General features: G+C 52.8%; 26 protein-coding genes. 23 read left to right on the top strand and 3 right to left on the bottom strand.

The window, feature by feature from the left end; genetic code table 11:
* The first annotated feature begins 63 nt into the window (after positions 1-63).
* The 3 genes from ACTUHY_RS04315 to ACTUHY_RS04305 are packed head-to-tail and all read left to right on the top strand — an operon-like array spanning position 64 to position 4,443.
* Positions 64-738: a ComF family protein gene (locus tag ACTUHY_RS04315; protein ID WP_442826717.1), complete on the top strand. Its 675-nt coding sequence runs from the start codon at positions 64-66 to the stop codon at positions 736-738.
* Between the two features lie 41 nt (positions 739-779).
* Positions 780-2,579: an ABC transporter ATP-binding protein gene (locus ACTUHY_RS04310; protein WP_442826746.1), complete on the top strand. Its 1,800-nt coding sequence runs from the start codon at positions 780-782 to the stop codon at positions 2,577-2,579.
* A complete protein-coding gene (locus ACTUHY_RS04305) occupies positions 2,569-4,443 on the top strand; it encodes an ABC transporter ATP-binding protein (protein ID WP_442826716.1) in 1,875 nt (624 codons plus the stop codon). The genes ACTUHY_RS04310 and ACTUHY_RS04305 overlap by 11 nt, the downstream gene beginning before the upstream one ends.
* A gap of 179 nt (positions 4,444-4,622) precedes the next feature.
* Here the strand turns inward: ACTUHY_RS04305 and ACTUHY_RS04300 are convergent, their stop codons facing one another.
* Both ACTUHY_RS04300 and ACTUHY_RS04295 read right to left on the bottom strand, forming a co-directional pair.
* Positions 4,623-4,772, bottom strand: a complete 150-nt coding sequence (locus tag ACTUHY_RS04300) for a YvrJ family protein (RefSeq protein WP_442826715.1) — start codon at positions 4,770-4,772, stop codon at positions 4,623-4,625.
* Positions 4,773-4,891: 119 nt separating this feature from the next.
* Positions 4,892-5,266, bottom strand: a complete 375-nt coding sequence (locus ACTUHY_RS04295; RefSeq protein WP_442826714.1) for a peptidoglycan recognition protein family protein — start codon at positions 5,264-5,266, stop codon at positions 4,892-4,894.
* Between the two features lie 256 nt (positions 5,267-5,522).
* Here ACTUHY_RS04295 and ACTUHY_RS04290 point away from each other — a divergent pair, with 256 nt between their 5' ends.
* The 6 genes from ACTUHY_RS04290 to ACTUHY_RS04265 all read left to right on the top strand — a co-directional run bounded on the left by ACTUHY_RS04290 (position 5,523) and on the right by ACTUHY_RS04265 (position 9,880).
* Entirely contained in the window at positions 5,523-5,741 is a 219-nt protein-coding gene (locus ACTUHY_RS04290; RefSeq protein WP_442826713.1) for a helix-turn-helix domain-containing protein, read from the top strand.
* A 158-nt stretch (positions 5,742-5,899) separates the two neighbouring features.
* A complete protein-coding gene (locus ACTUHY_RS04285; RefSeq protein WP_442826712.1) occupies positions 5,900-6,286 on the top strand; it encodes a hypothetical protein in 387 nt (128 codons plus the stop codon).
* Between the two features lie 165 nt (positions 6,287-6,451).
* A complete protein-coding gene (locus tag ACTUHY_RS04280) occupies positions 6,452-6,823 on the top strand; it encodes a sigma-70 RNA polymerase sigma factor region 4 domain-containing protein (RefSeq protein WP_442826711.1) in 372 nt (123 codons plus the stop codon).
* Between the two features lie 464 nt (positions 6,824-7,287).
* Positions 7,288-8,562, top strand: a complete 1,275-nt coding sequence (locus ACTUHY_RS04275; RefSeq protein ID WP_442826710.1) for a type IIL restriction-modification enzyme MmeI — start codon at positions 7,288-7,290, stop codon at positions 8,560-8,562.
* 302 nt (positions 8,563-8,864) lie between these two features.
* Positions 8,865-9,668 (top strand): helix-turn-helix domain-containing protein, encoded by an 804-nt coding sequence (locus tag ACTUHY_RS04270; protein ID WP_095340932.1) that lies wholly within the window; start codon positions 8,865-8,867, stop codon positions 9,666-9,668.
* 17 nt (positions 9,669-9,685) lie between these two features.
* Positions 9,686-9,880 carry a hypothetical protein gene (locus ACTUHY_RS04265; protein WP_095340931.1) on the top strand — a complete coding sequence of 65 codons (195 nt, stop codon included), beginning with the start codon at positions 9,686-9,688 and terminating at the stop codon, positions 9,878-9,880.
* A gap of 95 nt (positions 9,881-9,975) precedes the next feature.
* On the opposite strand, the gene ACTUHY_RS04260 is transcribed toward ACTUHY_RS04265, so the two are convergent.
* Positions 9,976-10,812, bottom strand: coding sequence for a hypothetical protein (locus tag ACTUHY_RS04260; protein ID WP_179286733.1), 837 nt, complete (start codon positions 10,810-10,812; stop codon positions 9,976-9,978).
* Between the two features lie 385 nt (positions 10,813-11,197).
* Here ACTUHY_RS04260 and ACTUHY_RS04255 point away from each other — a divergent pair, with 385 nt between their 5' ends.
* The 14 genes from ACTUHY_RS04255 (at position 11,198) to ACTUHY_RS04190 (ending at position 22,090) form a co-directional block, all read left to right on the top strand.
* The gene (locus ACTUHY_RS04255; RefSeq protein ID WP_095340930.1) at positions 11,198-11,698 is read left to right on the top strand and encodes an RNA polymerase sigma factor; all 501 of its coding nucleotides are present in this window, start codon (positions 11,198-11,200) and stop codon (positions 11,696-11,698) included.
* Positions 11,699-11,826: 128 nt separating this feature from the next.
* Positions 11,827-11,997 (top strand): hypothetical protein, encoded by a 171-nt coding sequence (locus ACTUHY_RS04250; protein WP_164726697.1) that lies wholly within the window; start codon positions 11,827-11,829, stop codon positions 11,995-11,997.
* The gene (locus tag ACTUHY_RS04245; protein WP_095340929.1) at positions 11,984-12,295 is read left to right on the top strand and encodes an rRNA biogenesis protein rrp5; all 312 of its coding nucleotides are present in this window, start codon (positions 11,984-11,986) and stop codon (positions 12,293-12,295) included. The genes ACTUHY_RS04250 and ACTUHY_RS04245 overlap by 14 nt, the downstream gene beginning before the upstream one ends.
* The gene (locus tag ACTUHY_RS04240; protein WP_442826709.1) at positions 12,285-13,412 is read left to right on the top strand and encodes a DUF2800 domain-containing protein; all 1,128 of its coding nucleotides are present in this window, start codon (positions 12,285-12,287) and stop codon (positions 13,410-13,412) included. Before ACTUHY_RS04245 ends, ACTUHY_RS04240 begins: the two co-directional genes overlap by 11 nt.
* A 13-nt stretch (positions 13,413-13,425) precedes the next feature.
* Entirely contained in the window at positions 13,426-13,992 is a 567-nt protein-coding gene (locus ACTUHY_RS04235; RefSeq protein ID WP_014128598.1) for a DUF2815 family protein, read from the top strand.
* A gap of 12 nt (positions 13,993-14,004) precedes the next feature.
* Positions 14,005-14,187, top strand: coding sequence for a hypothetical protein (locus ACTUHY_RS04230; RefSeq protein ID WP_442826708.1), 183 nt, complete (start codon positions 14,005-14,007; stop codon positions 14,185-14,187).
* A gap of 55 nt (positions 14,188-14,242) precedes the next feature.
* The gene (locus tag ACTUHY_RS04225; protein ID WP_442826707.1) at positions 14,243-16,231 is read left to right on the top strand and encodes a DNA polymerase; all 1,989 of its coding nucleotides are present in this window, start codon (positions 14,243-14,245) and stop codon (positions 16,229-16,231) included.
* Positions 16,232-16,320: 89 nt separating this feature from the next.
* Positions 16,321-16,983 carry a Rha family transcriptional regulator gene (locus ACTUHY_RS04220; RefSeq protein WP_095340924.1) on the top strand — a complete coding sequence of 221 codons (663 nt, stop codon included), beginning with the start codon at positions 16,321-16,323 and terminating at the stop codon, positions 16,981-16,983.
* A 3-nt stretch (positions 16,984-16,986) separates the two neighbouring features.
* Complete coding sequence (locus tag ACTUHY_RS04215; protein WP_021840393.1) at positions 16,987-17,208, top strand: hypothetical protein; 222 nt, start codon at positions 16,987-16,989, stop codon at positions 17,206-17,208.
* 70 nt (positions 17,209-17,278) lie between these two features.
* On the top strand, positions 17,279-17,584 hold the full coding sequence (locus ACTUHY_RS04210; RefSeq protein WP_256999256.1) for a DUF4406 domain-containing protein: 306 nt from the start codon (positions 17,279-17,281) through the stop codon (positions 17,582-17,584).
* Between the two features lies 1 nt (position 17,585).
* Positions 17,586-19,829: a phage/plasmid primase, P4 family gene (locus ACTUHY_RS04205; protein ID WP_442826706.1), complete on the top strand. Its 2,244-nt coding sequence runs from the start codon at positions 17,586-17,588 to the stop codon at positions 19,827-19,829.
* A gap of 139 nt (positions 19,830-19,968) precedes the next feature.
* The gene (locus ACTUHY_RS04200) at positions 19,969-20,277 is read left to right on the top strand and encodes a VRR-NUC domain-containing protein (RefSeq protein ID WP_021840396.1); all 309 of its coding nucleotides are present in this window, start codon (positions 19,969-19,971) and stop codon (positions 20,275-20,277) included.
* A complete protein-coding gene (locus tag ACTUHY_RS04195) occupies positions 20,274-21,644 on the top strand; it encodes an SNF2-related protein (RefSeq protein WP_442826705.1) in 1,371 nt (456 codons plus the stop codon). Before ACTUHY_RS04200 ends, ACTUHY_RS04195 begins: the two co-directional genes overlap by 4 nt.
* A complete protein-coding gene (locus tag ACTUHY_RS04190; RefSeq protein ID WP_442826704.1) occupies positions 21,641-22,090 on the top strand; it encodes an ArpU family phage packaging/lysis transcriptional regulator in 450 nt (149 codons plus the stop codon). The genes ACTUHY_RS04195 and ACTUHY_RS04190 overlap by 4 nt, the downstream gene beginning before the upstream one ends.
* Positions 22,091-22,114: the final 24 nt, after the last annotated feature.

Raw genomic sequence — 22,114 nt, 5'->3', positions numbered from 1 at the left:
GCCTGCACGGGTAGGGGGTCCAACGATGAACCACAAACGATGAACGATTCCCGGAGGTGTCCCATGTTCTCATCCATCCTGTCCCTGCTCCAATCTCTTTTCTACCCTCATCACTGTCCAGGCTGTGGGGAGGAAGTCCGGGGAAGAGGAGCTCTTTGCGATCCCTGCCGGAGGGGGATCTGGCATCCCCGTGCTTTTCAGCCTCGCAGTCTGGACTGTCCCCATCTGGATGGTTTGTTCTTCCTGTTGGATTATGCCGGCGGCATCCAAAAAGCCCTGCAGATGGCCAAGTTCCGAGAAAGAGAAGACCTGCTGCCCCGGTTGGCGGAAGAGTGGAGCCAGGGGGTCCGACGAGAAAAGAAATTCTCCTGGCAGCTGCCTCCTTCCGTAAAACTGGCTGTTACGGGTATCCCCACGGACCCGGAACGGAGGAAGCAGCGGGGATACGACCTGCCGGAAGAGATCTTCCGGCCCTGGTGCCGTGAAGCCGGGTACCGTTGGGAGACCCTGCTGGTCCGGAACCGGGCTACCCGGCCCCAGTACGGGCTCACTTCGGAAGAACGGAAAAAGAACATCCAAGGCTGCTTTACCTTGGGCCGGCAGGAAGACCTGCCGGATATCGTGCTGCTCTGTGACGATATCTGTACCACCGGAAGTACCCTGGAAGAGGCGGCCAAAACCCTGAAGCGGGGCGGCGTGGCCCATGTATACGGCCTGGCCCTGGCCAGCGGGAACTGAGCGGCAGTTGGAAAACGAAATAGGTGATCGCTATGGAAAAAATGCGGAACGGTGCTGGAACAGCAGGCGGGGGGACTCGGCGGGAATCCTGGAGCCTGCTGTTCCGCTCCCTCCGGGAATTCAAAAAAGATGCCCTCCTGACCCCCATCACGGTGATGGGGGAAGTGGTGTTCGAGGCTCTGATCCCCTATGAGATCGCCCTGCTGATCAACGAGGTCAAGGCAGGCTGCGGCCTGGACCGGATCCTCCACTTCAGCGGGATCCTGTTCCTGATGGCCCTCTGCGCCCTTTTCTGCGGCTACTGGGCAGGCATCACCTGTGCCCGGGCGTCCTGCGGCTTTGCCCGGAACCTGCGACAGGATGTGTTCAGCCAGATCCAGCAGTTTTCCTTTGGCAACATCGACCGGTTCTCTTCCGCTTCCCTGGTGACCCGGCTCACCACGGACATCCAGAATATCCAGATGGCCTTTATGATGCTGGTGCGCACCGCCTTCCGGGCGCCTTTCAACCTGCTGGCCTCCTTTTTCATGGCCTGGTACATGGGAGGACGGATGGCCCTGTGCTTTTTGGTGGTGATCCCCGTGCTGGGCTGGGGCCTGTATAAAATCGCTGTGCTGTCCGTGGCCCAGTTCCGGAAGGGCTTCCCCCAGTACGATGCCCTGAATGACAAGGTGGAAGAAAACATCAAGGGAATCCGGGTGGTGAAATCCTTCGTCCGGGAAGAAACGGAAAAGGAAAAATTCAACGCCACGGCCCGGAAGGTCCAGGCCCTCTTCACCAAAGGGGAGCGGTATGTGGCCCTGAACAACCCTCTGATGCAGATCTGCATCTACGGGGTCATGATCTTCCTTTTGACCCAGGGCTCTCGGCTCATCGTCACCAGTCGGGGGCAGCTGCTGGATATCGGGCAGTTTTCCACCCTGCTCACCTACAGCTTCCAGATCCTGGGGTCCCTGATGATGGTATCCATGATCCTGGTGATGCTCACCTTTACGGAAGAATCGGTCCAGCGGGTCCGGGAAGTGCTGGAGGAACAGAGCACCCTCACCTCCCCGGAGCAGCCGGTGGAAACCGTCCGGGACGGGTCCGTGGCGTTCGACGGCGTCTCTTTCCAATATGAAGGGAGTACCGGGGAACCGGTGCTCCAGGACATCACCCTCTCCATCCGGAGCGGGGAGACCCTGGGCATCGTGGGGGGCACCGGCAGCGGCAAATCCTCCCTGGTCCAGCTGATCCCCCGGCTCTACGATGTGACTGCAGGATCTGTCCGGGTGGGGGGCGTGGATGTGCGCCGGTACGGGCTGGAAGTCCTCCGGGACAGCGTGGCCATGGTGCTCCAGAAGAATCTGCTGTTTTCCGGTACTGTGGCGGACAATCTCCGGTGGGGGGATCCCCGGGCCGGGCAGGAAGAGCTGGAAGAAGCCTGTCGCTGGGCCTGTGCGGACGGCTTCATCCGCCGGCTGCCCAAAGGGTATGACACCTGGATCCAGCAGGGGGGCACCAATCTGTCCGGGGGGCAGAAGCAGCGGCTGTGCCTGGCCCGGGCCCTCTTGAAACGGCCCAAGATCCTGATCCTGGACGACAGCACCTCCGCCGTGGATACCCGGACGGACCGGGCCATCTGGGAGGCCCTGGCCACTGCCCTTCCCGGCACCACCACTTTCATCATCGCCCAGCGGATTTCCTCGGTGGAACGGGCGGACCGGATCCTGGTGCTGGACAAAGGGCGGATCCACGGGATCGGCACCCATCAGGAGCTGCTCCGGACCGATGCCATCTACCAGGAAATGGCCCGGTCCCAGAACCTGACTGGAGAGGAGGGGAGCTGCCATGGGGCATAAGAAAAAGATCCTCAGCCGGAAAATGGCCTGGCGGTCCTTCAAGGCCCTGTGGGGGTTCTATCCCCGACTGCTGCCGGCCATCCTGGGGCTGATCTTCCTCAATGCAGGGATCCTGGCCCTGCCGGCGGTATTCATGCAGAAGGTGGTAGCGGTGCTGGAAGACGCCTGGACCCGGAACCTGTCCTGGCCCGCGGTCCGGCCGGAAATCTACGGGTATGTGCGGATACTGGCCCTGCTGTACCTGGTGTCCCTGGCGGCCAATGTGGTCTACAACCAGCTGCTGGCGGTGTTCAACCAGGGCTGCCTGGCCAAGATCCGGGAAAAGCTGTTCAGCCATATGGAATCCCTGCCTCTGGGGTATTTCGACCGGCATCAGCGGGGGGATCTGATGAGCTATTACACCAACGACGTGGATGCCCTGCGGCAGCTGATTTCCCAGGCCTTTCCCCAGCTGTGCGTCACCGCCGTGACTCTGACGGTGCTTTTGGCCATTATGCTGTATTACAGCCTTTGGATGAGCCTTGTGGTGGTAGGCGGCTCCTTCTGGTCCGTGGCCATCACTCGGAAGGTGGGAGGCCGCAGCGCCCGGTATTTCATGGAACAGCAGCACACCCTGGGGGCCTGCGAAGGGTTCATGGAAGAGAGCATCACCGGGAGCAAGGTGATCCGGGTGTTCAACCACGAAAAAGCCACCCGGGGGGCGTTCGACCAGGTGAACCAGGCCCTGTATGAGGCGTCGTACCAGGCCAACCGGTATTCCAACATCCTGATGCCCATCCTGAACAATGTAAGCTATCTGATCTACATCATCGTGGCGGCCTGCGGGGGACTGTTCCTGGAACGGCAGGTGCCCAACCTGTCCCTGTCCGAGCTGCCCTTCAGCCTGGCGGTGATGGTGCCCTTTTTGGGCATGAGCCGGCAGTTCGCCGCCAACATCCAGATGATCTCTCCCCAGATCAACGCCATAGTCATGGGCATGGCCGGGGCGGAGCGGATCTTCGGACTGCTGGAAGAGGAACCGGAAGAGGACCGGGGCACCGTGGAACTGCGGCCAGTAGAAGGAGGCGCCGGAGTCCGGCACTGGGCCTGGGTGATCCTCCAAGGGAAGGGCCGGGAGGAACGGCGGCCCCTTACCGGGGAAGTCCATTTCCGCCATGTCTCTTTCGGCTATAAAAAGGGCAAGCCCATCCTCCAGGACATTTCCCTGGACGCCCTGCCGGGACAGAAAATCGCCCTGGTGGGGGCCACGGGAGCCGGGAAGACCACCATCACCAACCTGCTGACCCGGTTCTATGATTTTTCCTCCGGGACCATAACCTACGACGGAATCCCCCTGAAACAGATCCGGAAGGGGGCCCTTCGCCGTTCCCTGGGGATGGTGCTCCAGGATACGGTGCTGTTTACCGCCACAGTGCTGGAAAATATCCGGTACGGACGGCTGGAGGCCACCGATGAAGAATGTGTGGCAGCGGCCAAACTGGCCGGGGCCGATGACTTCATCCGGCACCTGCCCCAGGGGTACCGGACGGTTTTGAAGGGCGCCGGGGCCGGGCTCAGCCAGGGCCAGTGCCAGCTGCTGGCCATTGCCCGAGCGGCGGTGGCGGATCCCCCGGTGATGATTTTGGACGAGGCTACCTCCAGCATCGACACCCGGACGGAGCAGATCGTCCAGCGGGGGATGGATGCCCTGATGGAAGGCAGGACGGTGTTCGTCATCGCCCACCGGCTGTCCACAGTGCGGAACGCGGACCAGATCCTGGTGCTGGACCACGGGAAAATCAAAGAAAGAGGCACCCACCAGCAGCTCCTGGCCCAAAAAGGGATGTACTGGCAGCTGTATACGGGTGCGTTTGAGTTGGAATGAAAAAACAGATCTATAGAAGGACAGCAACAGGTAGTGACTGGCAACTTCTATAGATCTGTTTTTTGTACTGAAATTTATACAAGAAATATTGTTTTCAGGTTCTATCCATAAGCGTATGACGTATGACGAAGGGGGTATTGCACATGTGGAAGCCACACACGTGCAATACCCCTTTTTCTCTATTCCATCTTCACTGCCATGCGCAGCCGTTCGATGCTCTGGGTCAGGTTCTCCAGTTTCTCTTCCATGCATACCAACAGGTACCAGGAGATGACCATGGGGAAGCCGTACTGAGCAGCCTGGCTGGCCAGCAGGGTCAGGTCGTCCATAGTCAACTGTTTGCAAGATGATTCAGGTCAGAGAGTGTAAGGGGGCGGGGGAGAAAAGAAGAGGGCCTTGAGACGGTATAAAAAGAAGTCAGACACGGCCCCAAAGGGGCCTTGAGCCGTCAGACGTCAGCTCTGTACGGTTTAGCAGCAGGTCTTGTCCTGTTCATCGCCAACAATCTGAAGTCTGACTTCTGACAGGCCCGCAAGGGGGGATGATCCCCCAGGTCGAAGGTGCCGTCGGCATAGAGCACGGCATCTTTGGCACAGCACAAGGCGATGCCCAGGCTGCCGGTATTCCGGTTCCAGGTGTGGGGGAGGGTTTCCGTCCAGTCCCGGGTGCTGGTGACCAGGCTCCCGTTCCCCCGGACCAACAGGTGATAGTCCGGGAAGAGCTGGTCGTACCCTCCTGCCGTCCAGTGGAGATAGATCTTCCGGATGCGCCCCCAGGCCCTGGAGGCCAGGTCCAGAAGGTCCTGCCGTCTGATTTCTTCCATATCGTCGCCTCCTTACACTGGATAAGAGACGGGAAGGGAGATTTTTTCGAGTTTTTTTTCGAACGGAGCCGAGCCAGTCCCCCTGCCACCACATGGACGATACACTCCCTGTATCTTACAGGGTTTACACTTCAAACTGTTTTCCGGCGCATCTTTTCGGGCGGAGCGGACACATGTGTCCAAAGTATTTACAGATATTTCTGCATAAGTATAATAAGAACTATAACTAAAACCTTATTTAAAGGAGATGCTGCAGATGCCTGTATTTCAATCACTTTTCTTCTGGCTCACATTCCACGAGATCACCATGAAACAGCTGTCAGAAGATACGGGGATTTCCGTCCGTACCCTGCCCCGTATGAAGAAAGCCACCAGGGAACAGAACCCCAAGTACATGCCATCCATCAGGACTCTGCAAGAAATCAGCAAAGTGACCAATCTGCCCATTGAAGAAATGATGGACATTCTGCCCTAAGGAAAGCAAAGGAGGGAAGCGAGAAAAAACGACAGGGACAACCGGTGAATGCTGTCCCGGAGCCAGGGTCTCTTCCATGGGTCCTGGCTTTTCTTATAGACAGAATATTGCGAAAGAGAAAGGAGTGCTTTTCTTATGGCCTGCCGCCGTATGACCAATTGGGCATCGTGAGGCTCGGCGGATGTCAGAGGGAATCTCTGGAAGAGCTGAAACGATCCGGCTTTGTGAACCCCTTCATCAGCGGAGTCCTCTGCATCACCCACTGGGGGCAGCACAACTGGATCCGCAAAGATCGGTACACCCCGAGTATCCACCAGGAGAAACGCTACATTACAGTTCTACGTGATAGAAGCTACGCTGTCCTGGATAATTGTAAATCTTATGTCAGCCATCCGGGCAGCCGCCTTGACAGCCAGCCTGGCATCCCCTGGGACAGCCTGGATGACAGCCAGGGGGAAGCCCTGTGGTATGACGGACCGGATGACAATTGGCAGCCCGATGACAGCCAGGCAGCCGGAAAAGATTTTGGAAAGGAGGAGGGATAAGCCCATCCAGCCTGGCTCTGCAGGTTTTGACATACCAGCGGGCATACCAACGGAAGCCACAGGTTAGTTTAGGTTAGGATAGAGTAAGAAAAGAAAAAGTGATCAAAAAGAAAAAAATCCTGACAGCCATCTGGCTGCCAGGGTCTTTGGAAAGGAGACATGGTGGTGGAAGAAAAGAAACAGGCTTCTGGAGAAGCTAAACTGGATTACGTGGAAGTGACCAATCTCATCGGTCAACCCGCTTACGTGAAAAAAGAGTATGTGGAAAACAGCTTCCGGTTCCGGCTGAAGGAGAAACTCTATGACCAGACTCAGGAACCATGTTACACGGAAGACTTTACCTTGCGGCTACAACGGAGGGAACTACAGGACGCGCTCCAATGCCTTACCCCCGCCGAACAGCGGCTCGTCTATCTTGCTGCCGGCCAGCGGACCCCCTGGAAATCCCTGGGAAAGGCCTTCCGGAGTCCAGTGTCAACGCTTTATGGACGCTATAAAAGGGCCCTGGACAAGGTGAGGAAGGGACTGGAGGAGTAAATCTTATGGCTGGGAACCTTAATCGCTGTCGGGATCCTACGGATTCCACGGCAGTATACGAGCGGAACAACGGATGAAATCTGCAGAAAAGCACACTAGTCCTGTGTTTGCAGACTTCCGTTTCTACAACGACTGTTTTACCCGATTCCTGGTTTCCCTGCAGCAGGGGAAGTCCAAGGATATCCATCATCGGTCCTGCTGACTCCGGGACTGATGCTGACTCGATTTTCATTCTAGCAACCAACAGTCTGAATTGACCGGGATGCTGGTTTTTTGCTTATTTTGCTGGGTGGATACCTGTATAGACGTGCAGATTCCCTATCCGTCGGGAAAAGAAAAAATTTACTTCAGGATATCAAGAGCCTTTGAGAAGCACCTTAGCTGACTCAAATCGAATTTGGTACGTTGTTTTTGCGGCAGGATTTCCATGATATAATATTTTCATGAAAAAAGGGGGGCAGCACATGAATATCAAAGAAAAGAAAAAAGCAGCCCAGGAATTTGCAGGGCGTTGGAGAGGGGAATATAAAGAGGATGGACAAACCGCCCCTTTCTGGCTGGATTTATTGCGTGAAATCTATGGTATTACTGATCCCCAGTACATTCAATTTGAAAAGACCGTCAAACACGATGCCAAGGGCAATGCTCTTTATCTTGATGCGTATATCCCTTCTGCAAAAGTAATCATTGAACAAAAAAATACTAAAGTACCTTTGGACCAACCGTATACACGACGTAATATCCGCTACCAGTCCGTTTATGAACAAGCTGCTGAGTACGATCAGACTATGGGCAGCGATGAGCGGGCAAAGTACATTATTGCCTGTAATTTCCATGAGTTCTGGATTTACGATATGAGCCTGCCGGAAAAAGACCGTAAGGCACAAGTGATTAAATTAGAGTTAAAGGACTTGCCCAAACACCTGGAAACCCTGGATTTCCTTGCGGATAAAGGGAAAAAACCGGAATACCACAACGAAGTGGAAGTTTCTGTCCAGGCAGGATCACTGGTAGGTAAACTATATGATGCTTTTTATACCACCTATGCCCAATTTGGTGAGCTTTCTGCAAAAGATTACCATGATATCAATGTAGTCTGTGTCCGGATCGTTTTTTGCCTCTATGCTGAAGATTCCGGCCTTTTCGAAGAACCAGAGCAATTTTGTCATTACCTGGAATCTTGGAAGCCAGAAAATGCCAGGGAGGCATTGAAGAAACTCTTTGAAGTTTTGGATCAGCCGGTCGAACAGCGGGACCGTTTCCTGGAAGCCAAATTAAAAGCATTCCCGTATGTAAACGGAGGTCTTTTCCGGGAAGGAACGGGACCGGATAAAAAAGTGGAAGTTCCGCCCATCAGTGAGGAAACGTACCATATTATTGTGGACGATATGAGCAAGGGATTTGACTGGAGCCGGATTTCTCCCACCATCTTTGGAGCTGTTTTTGAAAGTACATTGAACCCGGAGACCCGGCGCAGCGGGGGCATGCATTATACCAGCGTTGAAAATATCCATAAGGTGATCGATCCCCTTTTCCTGGATGACCTGAAAAAGAAATATGAATCGATTGTTGGCGTTCCCGATTCCAAAAAATATCGGAGAAACCGAAATACCAAAGAAATCCTCATGACAGCGGATTACCGGAAAAAACTGGAAAGCTTCCAGGATGAACTGGCTGGATTATCTTTCTTGGAGCAAAGATGCTTGGGATTGATACAATATTGGGGACGGTGTGCATAGTGGAAAAGTCCATATATAGCGGGGGCTTGGCAAACGTCGGCAGATGGCCGGCTTTTTTTGTGCCTGGAAATAGGGGAGTGGCCTTAAGGCAAAGGCGAAGAAAAAGACGGCAATAAGAATACGGCAGTAACGATAGCTTTTTATCGTTACTGCCGTAGAGGATGACCGCTGGGAAAATCCTTAAGTTCAATAAGATACCAGAACTGCGGAATAATTGGCCTATAAATCAACTTTTTTAAAATATTGACGTATAGGTAAAAACATGATATTATTTACATATAATCAAAGGAGGAATGATAGATATGACGGAACAGTTCAATCCTAAGGTACTGTTTGACAATGTTGACTTCTTAATAAAAAGTGAGAACCGGAAAATTGGTGAGGTTGAAAGTGATGCAGGTGTCAGCGCCGGATATATATCTAGAACTAGCAAGGACGGTGGAAGTCGGCCAGGTATTGATTTCATTATGAATATAGCAAAAGTACTCCATGTTAGTATCGATACTCTTTTGAAAGTGGATATATCTTCGCTCACACCGACGGAACGATATTTAATATCATTTTTGAAAAAGTTGGAACATGATACAGTTCATGATTTGTTAGCCTGGGAAAGAGTTTCGGCAGAAAGTTTAAACAACATGGAAACGGATCAGAATGGTATTACAAATCATCCATTATTTGATTTTCATCGTTTCTATGAAGAGGGAGAGAGCGAGTACCCGGAAGAGGTTTCAAGAGTCGTATTTGTTTCAAATTCGTTCGGTGTTCATACTTCGATTCATGGGGATTGTTTCGAATTGAGGTTAAAGAATGGAGCCTACTTGCACCTCATGAATATTTCTAAGAGTGTGTATCGTACCAATGACTCGGAGGTCTTTGCAAAAGAGATATGGATGAGCATACCGGGACAAGAACCGCAATATCTGTGCAGTGATCATGGCGATTCCAAACTGGCAGAGTTCATTAACAACCTTTATGCAGCAGTGGCTGAAAATACAAAGCATCCAAAAGTAAAGCAGGAATTCAGGTATATCATTGATTCTTTCATGAAAGGTGAAAATGAGGATGATCCGCCACAACAGTTTGATGAAGAAATTCCATTTTAAAAGAGGAGGCAGTGTATATGGTGAAAATTAGGAAACAGATTAGAAATTTGCACGATACAACTCTTAATGGACAACGAGTTTTTGATGCTATCGTTGAAGGAGATAAAGTCATACTCGAAATTAAGACTAGTCAAAGAAAACTTGTGCAGATCCCTTGGGAAGATGTTGTATCCCAGGTGGATGCAGCAAAAGATATAAGCTTACTAAGATAAAGTAGAAGTTACCTCAATAGCCCGATGTGTTTTATGCGGAGCTGTAAAATGGAGCTATCTATATTGACTGAAAGGTCATGTAGATAGCTCTTTTTTTATTGTATCGGCAAATCGGCATTATTAACGAATTCACATAGATTTTCATGCAAATTAGCAAATATCTTTCTAAAAGCAAGCATCTTTTTTTGATGGGATTTTTTAACTTCTTCACTTCTTGGATAAAGTGGCTTTTTATATACACAATAGCCGCTAACTGTATCATATGACATCAAAAGTCCCCAATAAGAAAAATAATCGTAGAGATTATTAATAATATCATATTTTAGTGAATTGAGCTTCGCATTTTTAAAATCGGTATCTCTATATTTCCACATTTCATATAACATATCGAATTGTGTTGGAAGTTCAAGTGGCATAGGTTCAATTGTAGGATCTGTGCTAATACAAAATTTCAGAATTTCGTTAAAATCGTTCATAAATTTATCAAGATGCTCTAAGTCTCTGCCTGATAATAGCTTTGATATTGGTGGTTTAAGAGAGCGCTTATTTTTTGATGAAGAAACAATATCACATAAAATCTGCTCGAATAAATCGGCACAAGCATCGTCTGCATAAGTATCATTTATACCATTGCTTTTTAACCAGCCTACTACACCGTCATATGAATCAAATTCATCGGTTTGAGTTGCAATCCATTGGGAAAATTTTTTCTTATCACGATGATTATAAATGTATTTAGCCTCTTTAAGTGGAATAACACGTTTGCCGCTTAAATAACGATATTTAGTGTCAGGCTTCTTCTCAAGAATCGGACATGAATCCATGGCGGAATCCTGAATAAAATTTCCAATAATTTCATTAAAGTATTGTTCTTTGCCTAGGTGACCAGAGCAAAAAGGAAACAACCCGGTTGCAAATTCTGAAAAGTTCAAATCATATACCTCCCTTTAACCGATTGATGCTGTCCGAAATTGTCCGAGGCTGTCCATCCAGTCCGATTTTTGACGAGAGGGAATTGCTAGAATTAAGGCAGAACCAATGAGCAAGCATCTGGACAACCAAGGAAACACCATGAATTACTTATATTTTATCATACCTTGGGGAAATAGATGAGCTTATAAAGACATTTGAATGAAATTTCCGTCTCAACGTTCACTCCCGGACGCGGGTGTGCCCAGAGCCGAGAGACGGTCTGGAAAGTTAATCACGTCAGCCTACTGGGATGGTTGGCCATAGAAGCGAGGATGCATCTTATGGTCAATTTCGACAGGCTGCCTGCGTGGATTCTCGCTTCGCATTATGCGAAGGAGATCGCGCATGGCCAATCTACAGACAAACAAACAGAAGCAATACTACATTCCTCTGGAACGCACTCCAGAAACCGTCATCACCGAGGAATACAAGGACTGTGAAGTCCGCTGGTCAAAAATCGGCTGCCGTAAGGTTCGTACTGTCCTGATTCCGGCAACTGAAGAACAGTATCGTGAATACATGCGTCCGCTCTGGCGGGAAGATAAGCGCCAGCAGCGGCATGGTGCCGATGAAGTATCGGCGGACAAAGTGCGGGATGACTACGAGCTGGAGGTGCCTGATGACTTCAACTTAGAGGAAGAAGTCGTGAAGAAAGAGTTGCTGGCAGCACTGCGCCATGAACTGGCGGCCTTGCAGGATATCGACCGGACCATCTTACTGATGATTGCCGACGGTGCCAGCGAAGCGGCAACCGGGAAGGCCGTCGGCTTGAGCCAGAAAGCGGTGAATAAGCGCAAACACAAGCTGTATGCACTCCTGAAGGAACATCTCAAAGACTTCCGTTAAGAAGAAAAAGATCCGGTCACAAAAAATGTGGCCGGATTTTTTTCGGAATCGGTACTTAACGATGACGCGGCTGTCCTATTACTGGTGAAGGGCGAACGAAGAAGCCATTCAGGAAGGAGGAACTCAAGATGATGTACACACAGACACCTGAAAAACTGGCTCAGCAGCAAAAGCTGGACCGGGAACTGGCGGCGGTGCTGATGTCCATCAGCGTCACGACCCGCAGTATTGCCAGGAACATCTATCTCTTATCAATGCAAAGACATGTGAAAGGAGTCAATCCACATGAAAAACGATGAACTGCAGAAACTGGCAGCAGCCCTGGGCGATTGCGGCAAGGCGCTGCTGAAGATTTCCGAAGTCATGGCGGTGAAAGAAGATAATCCGACAGCTTCGGAAGCGAAATCAAAAAAAGCGGAAAAGCCGCTGGCACTGGAAGATGTCCGCAAAGTCGCTGCCGACAAGGCCCGCAAGGGATTCACGGAAGAAGTCCGCAGCCTTATTCAGAAGTACGGGGCGGACAAGCTCTCCGGCATTGATGCGGCGCAGTACGAAGCCTTCCTGAAGGAACTGGAGGTGATTGGACATGCCGGATAAACACGCGGTGCTGTCCGCATCTTCCTGCTACCGCTGGCTGGCCTGCCCACCATCTGCAAAGGAATGTGCCAAGCTGCCGGATACCTCCAGTGAATTCGCCCGGCAGGGGACGGATGCCCATACGCTCTGTGAATTCAAGGTGAAGACGGCCTTGGGCCAGAAACTGGAAAACCCGACGAAGGGACTCACGTTCTTTGATGAGGAGATGGCGGAATGCACTGATGAATACGCGCAGTTCGTCATGGAATGCCTGGCCACAGCCAAAGCATCCTGCAAGGACCCGATGATCATGATCGAACAGCGGCTGGACTTTTCCCAGTGGGTGCCAGGCGGTTTTGGAACAGGCGACTGCCTCATCGTAGCCGACGATACCCTGACAGTCATCGATTACAAGCATGGCTTGGGAGTCCTGGTGGATTCCGAGAAGAATCCGCAGATGATGTGCTATGCCCTCGGTGCGCTGAACCTGTTTGATGGCATCTATGATATCCGCCAGGTGTCCATGACGATCTTCCAGCCCCGCCGGGACAACGTCAGCACCTGCACCATGAGCAAGGAAGAACTGCTCCAGTGGGCCGAAACGGTGCTGAAGCCTGCGGCAGAACTGGCGGCGAAAGGTGAGGGCGAATATAAAGCCGGTGACCACTGCCGCTTCTGCAAGATCAAGGCAACCTGCCGCAAGCGGGCCGAGTACAATCTGGAACTGGCCCGGTATGATTTTGCCGTCCCGTCCACGCTGCAGGATGAAGAAATCGAAGCCGTCCTGGAGAGGGCCGATGAACTGGTGAACTGGGCCGGGGATGTCAAGGAATACGCATTGCAGCAAGCCCTTTCCGGCAAGCAGTGGGACGGATGGAAACTGGTCGAAGGCCGGTCGAACCGCCGCTACGTAAGTGAAGAAGCAGTCGCCGCCAAAGTGGAAGAAGCGGGCTTCGACCCATATGAAAAGAAGCTGCTCGGCATCACGGCAATGACAAAACAGCTCGGCAAGAAGCGGTTCGAAGAACTGCTGTCAAATTTAGTCGAAAAGCCGCAGGGAAAACCGGTCCTGGTACCGGAATCGGACAAGCGTCCGGCGATGCATACGGCGGCTGATGATTTTAACGCTGCAAATTAAGGAGGAAACTACTATGTCTAACAACTACGTCAATCCGTGCAAGGTAATCACCGGAGTCAATACGCGCTGGTCTTACGCCAACGTCTGGGAACCGAAGTCCATCAACGGCGGTACGCCGAAATACAGCGTCAGCCTGATCATCCCTAAGTCGGATACAAAGACCGTAGAAAAAATCCGCGCTGCCATCAAGGCTGCTTACGAAGAAGGCGAAAGCAAGCTCAAGGGCAATGGCCGCACTGTACCGGCTCTCGAAGCCATCAAAACGCCGCTCCGTGACGGCGACCTGGAACGCCCGGGCGATGATGCCTATAAAGACAGCTTCTTCGTCAATGCCAACTCGGCGACCAAGCCGGGCATCGTTGATGCTGACTGCCAGCATATCCTGGAACGCTCTGAAGTCTACTCCGGCGTCTATGGCCGTGCATCCATCAACTTCTATGCCTTCAACAGCAATGGCAACAAGGGCATCGCCTGCGGCCTGAACAACCTGCAGAAAATCCGTGATGGTGAACCCCTTGGCGGCAAGCCGCGTGCAGAAGATGACTTCGCTACGGCTGACGATGATGATTTCCTGGCATAAGGAGGCGTGATTATGGAAACTATGATGAGACTGATTCTGGAGTGCCTGTACTGCCTGCTTGCGCTGTGCGCTTGTGGATTCTTCGTGTCTATGATTTATACGGATATCAAAAAAGACCAGCGGGATGAAGAAATGGCCCGGCACCGGGAAGAAGAATATCATCGCAAGCAGATGGAATCCTTCCGGAACAAGTAGTAGTGAATAGCGGCGGCGGGGCCTTGTGCCTCGCCGCTTTTTCGAGGTGAAGAGTATGAAAACAATCAGTATCGATATTGAGACATTCAGCGATGTCAATCTGGCGAAATGCGGCGTGTACAAATACGCAGAATCGCCAGCCTTTGAAATCCTCCTCTTCGGGTATGCTGTGGACGGCGGCGAGGTACAGGTCGTTGACTTGACGCAGGGAGAGCGCATCCCGGATGCTATCCTGGATGCCCTGACCGATGAATCCGTTACCAAGTGGGCGTTCAATGCCAGCTTCGAACGGGTCTGCCTGTCACGGTATCTGCGTGACCTGGGGATGAGCCTGGATCCGTTCCATGACCATCATCCGCTTTCCCGGGATTGTGCCAGATTCCTCAATTCGGCAGGATGGAAATGTTCCATGATCTGGTCGGCTTACATGGGGCTGCCCCTTTCTCTGGAAGGCGTGGGGGCCGTGCTGAGGCTGGACAGCCAGAAGATAAAGGAAGGCAAAGACCTGATCCGCTATTTCTGTGTTCCCTGCAAGGAAACAAAATCGAATGGCGGCCGGACAAGGAACCTTCCTCATCATGCCCCGGATAAATGGGCGCTGTTCAAGTCCTACAACAAACGGGACGTGGAAGTGGAAATGGCTATCCAAGAGCGGCTGAAGAAGTATCCCGTACCGGAACCGATATGGGATGAATATCATCTCGACCAGGAAATCAACGACCGGGGCATCGCCATTGACCGGACGCTGGCTGAAAATGCCATCGTCATCGATGCCCGCAGCCGGGACAGCCTGATGGCTGTACTGAAGGGAAAGACGGGCCTGGAGAATCCGAACTCCGTTATCCAGATGATCGGCTGGCTGGAACAGCATGGGATGAAGACCGATTCTTTGGGAAAGAAGCAGGTGCAGGAACTGCTGAAGACGGCAGAAGAACCGCTGCGCAGTGTACTGCTGCTCCGGCAGAAGCTGGCCAAATCCTCGGTCAAAAAATACCAGGCCATGGAAATGACGGCCTGCGAGGATAGCCGGGCCAGAGGCATGTTCCAATTCTATGGAGCCAACCGGACCGGGCGGTTTGCCGGCCGGCACATCCAGCTGCAGAATCTGCCCCAGAATCATCTGCCGGACCTCTCGGAAGCCAGGGAACTGGTACGCCAGGGAAATTATGAAGCCCTGGAACTCCTGTATGATTCCATCCCCGATGTCCTTTCCCAGCTCATTCGCACCGCCTTTGTACCACGGCAGGGGCTGAAGTTTGTGGTATCTGACTTTTCGGCCATTGAAGCCAGGGTGCTTTCATGGCTGGCAGGAGAAACATGGCGTTCGGATGTCTTTGCCAGGAACGGCGACATTTACTGCGCCTCGGCCAGCTCCATGTTCGGCGTTCCCGTGGAAAAGCATGGTGTCAACGGGCATCTCAGGCAGAAAGGGAAAATCGCAGAACTGGCCCTTGGCTATGGCGGCTCCGTAGGAGCGCTGAAGGCCATGGGTGCCCTGGACATGGGACTTTCGGAAGATGAGCTGTATCCTCTGGTGCAGTCCTGGCGGTCGGCCAATCTGCACATCGTCGATTTCTGGTGGCAGGTGGACGCCGCCGTGAAGACAGCCATCAAGGAACGTATCCCCATGCGGACTGGCTGCATCCGCTTTCTGTATCAGAGCGGCATGCTGTTCATACAGCTCCCCAGTGGACGGCGGCTTTCCTACGTAAAGCCCCGGATAGGCGAGAACCGCTTCGGTGGGGAATCCGTCACCTATGAAGGCATCGGCGCAACGAAGAAGTGGGAACGGCTCGAAAGCTATGGCCCGAAGTTCGTGGAGAACATCGTCCAGGGCATCAGCCGGGACATCCTCTGCTATGCCATGCAGACGCTGCGATGCTGCGCCATCGTCGGCCATGTCCATGATGAACTGATTATCGAGTGTCCCAAAGACACTAGCGTCGATGCCATCTGTGAGCAGATGGGCCGGACGCCGTCGTGGGCTGAAGGGCTATTGCTCCGGGCAGACGGGTATGAGTGCGAATTTTATAAAAAAGATTGATTTCCCGGTACTTAACATAGTGATTCCTGTCCTTTCACTATCAGAGGGAATTTCCTCGGATGTTTATTTTAAGAAAGGCGGGATTCGCTATGAAGTTTTTGATTCCGGAAGATGAATTTGGCGTGTTTGCTGATCAGAGAGGTGTACCAAGGGTCGACAGCCTGTTTGTTGCAGCGACTTTTGAAAAACAGCATTATAACGTTCTGCGTGATATCGGACGAATCACTGCATCCAATTCTGGATTAAGCCCAGAATTCATTGCACTCAATTTTGAGGGCAATACATATCGTGATGCCAGGGGAAGAAAACTGCCACGTTACCTACTGACCCGCGATGGGTTCACCATGCTGGTCATGGGCTACACAGGCTCGAAGGCGATGCATTTCAAGGAACTCTATATCCATCGCTTCAATGAGATGGAGCAGTGCATCCGGTCGCTCCTGTCTGCCCGGCAGGAATTCCCGATGCTGACGGACATGATCTGCCGCCTGCATGAAAGTCCGAAGCCGTACCACTTCAGCAATGAATGTGACATGTTGAACCGCATCGTGCTGGGGATGTCTGCCAAGCAGTTCCGGCTGGCCAACGGCATCGAAAAAGGGCAGAGCATCCGGCCTTATCTGACTGCACAGCAGATCCATGCTCTGGACCGGCTGCAGCACCTGGATTACGGCCTGCTGTATTCCTGCCCGGATTTCCAGCAGCGCAAGCAGATGCTCATGACCTATTACAAGACGGAACTGGAAGGATGAAACATGTTTTACGTAAAAGAACCACTTAAGGATGGTGTCGATGTGACGGTCGAAATCAATGACGAAAACGTTTTCTGCCGTTGCCCGGTCTGTGGCAGGGAAGTACCTGTCAATCTGAAGGATGTCCTGTCAGACAGTGACGCTGACCTGGTGGGAACGGCAGTATTGTGCGATGAATGTGCGGAGGGGTGGATGGAACTGCATGGAAAACAATCCGAAACGTAATGCAGAGTACTATCCGGACCCGACAGCGTATCAGGCAATCAGGAACGTGGAACCACAAAGGTTCCCGTTCATGCCTGTTGTGTACGTGTGTTCGCCCTATGCCGGGGATGTGGAAGAAAATATCCGGAAAGCCTGTGCCTACTGCCGCTATACGGTAGACCAGGGATATATCCCTCTGGCACCGCATCTGTATCTACCGCAGTTCCTCGACGAAGAATCGGAACGGGAACTGGCACTCTTTATGGATATTGCACTATTGTCCCGTTGCGTCGAACTCTGGGTCTTTGGCGATGTGATTTCGGCGGGAATGGAAAAAGAAATCCAGTACGCCCAAAGAAAAGGAAAACCAATTCGGTATATTAACGAGGTGAAATAAGATGGATTTTACACTTTATAGGTCAGACTTTGCTGGCGTGGAAGCGAATTGCCGCTATCCCAGGCAGCAGAAAATCAGCTGTGCCGAGGACCTGAAGGCGGCAGCCGCCTTCGATCATGTCTGCGTAGCCTTCGAAGATTGTTATCGGAAGCGGGAGAATTTTCTCTCCGCCGACGTCCTGGTCATGGATTGTGACAACACTCACTCGGAGAATCCTGCTGACTGGATTACCATGGAAAACCTCCTGGCCATGCTGCCAAAAGTCTCGGTGGCCATCGTGCCGTCAAGGAATCACATGAAACCCAAGGACGGCAAGTGTGCCAGACCACGCTTCCATGCCTATTTCGGGATTCCGGATATCACGGATGAACAGCACTATGCAGAACTGAAACGGGCAATCCACCGTGCCTATCCCTTCTTTGATGAAGCGGCTCTCGATGCAGCCCGGTTCATTTATGGCTGCCCTGTCGAGAAAGTATTGTGGCAGGACGGGGAAACGACAATCGACCAGGTACTCAAAGTGGGAGATACCGAGTCACGCAGTATCCCGGCCGGACGCCGGAACAGCACCATGAGCCGTTTTGCCGGCCGCGTCATCAAACGTTACGGGGCGACGGAAAAGGCGTACCAGATTTTCCTCGACGAAGCGGAAAAGTGCGACCCGCCGCTTCCCGACACCGAGCTGAACACTATCTGGGGCAGTGCCGTACGGTTCGGCAAGCGCATCGCAAAGCAGGAAGGTTACGTCAGCCCGGATGAATACAACAACGATTTCGGCACCCGGGACTCCTTGCGGCCGGAGGATTATTCGGATATCGGCCAGGCCAAGGTCATCGCCAGAGAATACGGCAACGAGCTGCGCTACACCGACAGCACGGATTTCATCCGCTACGATGGCATCTGCTGGGAAGAATCGCGGCAGGCAGCGGTCGGTGCAGCGGAAGAATTCCTGGATTTGCAGCTGGCTGATGCTAATGAACAGTCCGAGCAGGCACTCAGGGAATTAGCAGGGACAGGGATTTCGGAAGATATCATCCGTAAGGGCGGACGGAACCTGGAAAAGATGATCGAGGAAAAGCAGGCCAAAGCCTACGCCGCCTACCTTGCCGCAGAAGCGTACCGGAAGTTTGTCCTGAAACGCCGCGATATGCGCTATATCCTGTCGGCGCTGCAGGCACTGAAGCCCATGGTCCAGATGCCTATCCAGGCACTGGATGCAGATGAGTTTTTGCTGAACACCCCGTCCTATACGTATGATCTGAGGAAGGGGATGCGGGGACGGCAGGAACACCGAGCGACGGACTTCATCACGAAATGTACCTCTGTAGACCCGGGCATCGAAGGGAAAGCTATTTGGGAACAGGCCGTCCGGCAGTTCTTTATCGGCGATACGGCGCTCATCGACTACGCCCAGGAAATCAGCGGTCTCATGGCTATCGGCAAAGTCTATGTAGAAGCCCTGGTCATCGCGTACGGCGACGGCCGCAACGGCAAGTCGACCTACTGGAATTCCCTGGCCCGCGTCCTTGGCAGCTACTGCGGCGGCATCTCTGCCGATGCCCTGACGGCAGGATGCAAGCGGAACGTCCGTCCGGAAATGGCGGAGCTGAAGGGGAAGCGCATGATCATTGCCGCCGAAATGGAAGAAGGCGTCCGGCTTTCTACGTCCATCCTGAAACAGCTCTGCTCGACGGATGAAGTGAGCGGCGAAAAGAAGTATAAGGATCCTTTTAAGTTCGTACCGACACACACGCTGGTCCTCTACACGAACCACCTGCCCAGGGTGGGAGCCAATGACGAAGGGACATGGCGGCGTCTTATCGTCATGCCCTTCAAGGCCCAGTTCGAAGGGAAGAGCGACATCAAGAACTACGCAGACTACCTGGTGGAGAAAGCCGGTCCTGCCATCCTGCAGTGGATTATCGAAGGGGCGGAGAGGGTCATTGCCAAGAACTATCACCTGGATACGCCTGATTGCGTCGCATCTGCCATCAATGAATACCGCGGGCAGAATGACTGGCTTCGGCATTTCCTGGATGACTGCTGTGAAGAAGATGCCTCTTTCAGCGAGAAGTCCGGGGAACTTTATACGGCCTATCGGCTGTACTGCCAGCAGATGAACGAGTATACCCGCAGTACGACGGATTTTTACGGAGCATTAGAGAAAACTGGGTTTGACAGGCGTAAGCGGAAAGCCGGGTATTTCATTTATGGGCTGAAGCTGAAAGTCACAGACTTCCTGTAAGAAAAAGGGAAGTGTGCAGGTCGGTGCAGGTCAATATATAAACCCCCTTTAGGGCTGAAAAATAGAAAAAATGTCTTTAAGGGAAGTTTATGAAACGACCTTCACCGACCTGCACCCCTATAAAAAAGGGGTGAGTAATATGCGAGAGAAAGTAATCGAACACCACCTGGTGATGGAAACGGAGAAGGCTGGCGGTAAGGCAGTGAAGCTTGTTTCGCCATCATTTGCAGGTATGCCGGACCGCTTGATTCTATTGGCTGATGGGAAGATGGGCTTTGTGGAAGTAAAGGCGCCGGGGCAGAAGCCAAGGCCGCTGCAGCTGAAGCGCCATGCCATGTTGCGACGGCTGGGCTACCAGGTATTCGTCCTGGATGCCATGGAGGATATTCCCGCAGTCCTGAAGGCTATCGCCCACATGCCTGATGGGAAAGGGGGCGGAGGTGCATGAAGTTCATGCCGCATGATTATCAGAAATACGCCATCGAATACATCAAGTCCCATCCCATTACAGCCCTGTTCCTAGACATGGGCCTTGGCAAGACGGTGACAACGCTGACAGCCATCCGTGACCTCATGTATGATGCCTTTGAAGTTAAGCGGGTGCTGGTGGTAGCTCCGCTGCGGGTGGCGAGAGACACCTGGCCGGATGAACTCAGGAAGTGGAATCACCTGAAAGAGCTGACCTGCAGTGTGGTCGTGGGAACCGTGGCAGAACGGCGGCGGGCTTTGCAGCAGGATGCGGATATCTATATCGTGAACCGCGAGAACCTGGCCTGGCTCTATGAGAACAGCCGCCTGGATTTCGATATGGTCGTTCTGGACGAGCTGTCGAGTTTCAAGAACCACCAGTCGAAGCGGTTCCGTGCCATGAAGGCCCTGCGTCCTAAAGTGAAACGCATCGTCGGCCTTACAGGGACGCCCAGCGGCAATGGTTTGATGGACCTCTGGGCTGAGTTCCGCATCCTGGATATGGGAGAGCGGCTGGGAAGATATATCAGCCAGTACCGGAACCTCTACTTCCAGCCGGACAAACGCAACGGCATGGTGGTGTATTCCTACAAGCCACTGCCGGGAGCGGAAGAAGCCATCTATCACCAGATTGCCGACATCACTGTGTCCATGAAGGCAACAGATTATCTGGAGATGCCGGAACTGGTGAGCGTAGCGAAAGAGGTCCGCTTGAGTGAAACGGAAAAGAAACGGTACGATGAGCTGAAGAAGTCCCTGGTACTGAAGCTTCCAGACGGCGAGGTCACCTCTGCCAATGCCGCGTCGCTTACCCTGAAGCTTTCGCAGATGGCGAACGGCGCCATTTACACAGATGACAAGAACGTCGTGAATATCCATGACCGTAAACTGGAAGCCCTGGAAGACCTGGTAGAAAGTGCCAACGGGAAGTCTGTCCTGGTGGCGTACTGGTTCAAGCACGATAAGGACCGCATCCGGGAGCGGATGGAAGCCAGGGAACTGAAGGAGCCGCAGGATTTCGCCGACTGGAACGCAGGAAAGATTCCTGTGGCCCTCATCCATCCAGCTTCTGCCGGACACGGCCTGAACCTGCAGCAAGGCGGTTCCATCCTGATCTGGTTCGGCCTGACCTGGAGCCTGGAGCTGTACCAGCAGACCAACGCCCGGCTCTGGCGGCAGGGGCAGGCGGACAAGACGGTCATCATACAGCACATCGTAGCCAAGGACACGATTGACGAACGCATCCTGAACGTCTTGAAACACAAAGACGGAACCCAGGCCGCACTGATTGAAGCCGTAAAGGCTGACCTGGGCATGACGGAAACAGAAAATGGGGGTATACTATGAAACAGGAAACAGAAGGAGAAGAAAAGCGTATGGAAGCCAAGGCGTACCTGGAACAGGCACGGAACATCAACATACAGATAGACAGCAAGCTGGAGCAGGTATCGTCTTTGCGGCAGCTGGCTATCAAGGCGTCATCGACACTCAGCCCGGTGCCGCCAAGCGGGACACCCAATCCGCACCGTCTGGAAGAAACCATCGCCCGTATGATGGATATGGAGCATGAAGTGGATGAAGCCATCGACGGCCTGATCGAACTCAAGGTAGATATCATGAAAGCCATCAGCCGGATTCCGGATGCCCGGGAACGGGTCATCCTGGAACTCCGCTACTTGGCCTTTAAAGACTGGGCATCCATTGCCGATGCCCTCGGACTTCATGTCCGCCAGGTGTACCGCCTGCATGACGAAGCCCTGAAACACATCGAGATTTCTGGCGAATGTCACTGAATGTCACTAAAGCAGCACTTGATG

It is taken from the genome of Acidaminococcus nyctereutis, assembly GCF_052216985.1.
In the GTDB taxonomy this organism is placed as follows: domain Bacteria; phylum Bacillota; class Negativicutes; order Acidaminococcales; family Acidaminococcaceae; genus Acidaminococcus; species Acidaminococcus fermentans_A.
Note: the sequence above shows the minus strand (reverse complement) of the source record. Positions and strands in the feature narration are given on the sequence as shown.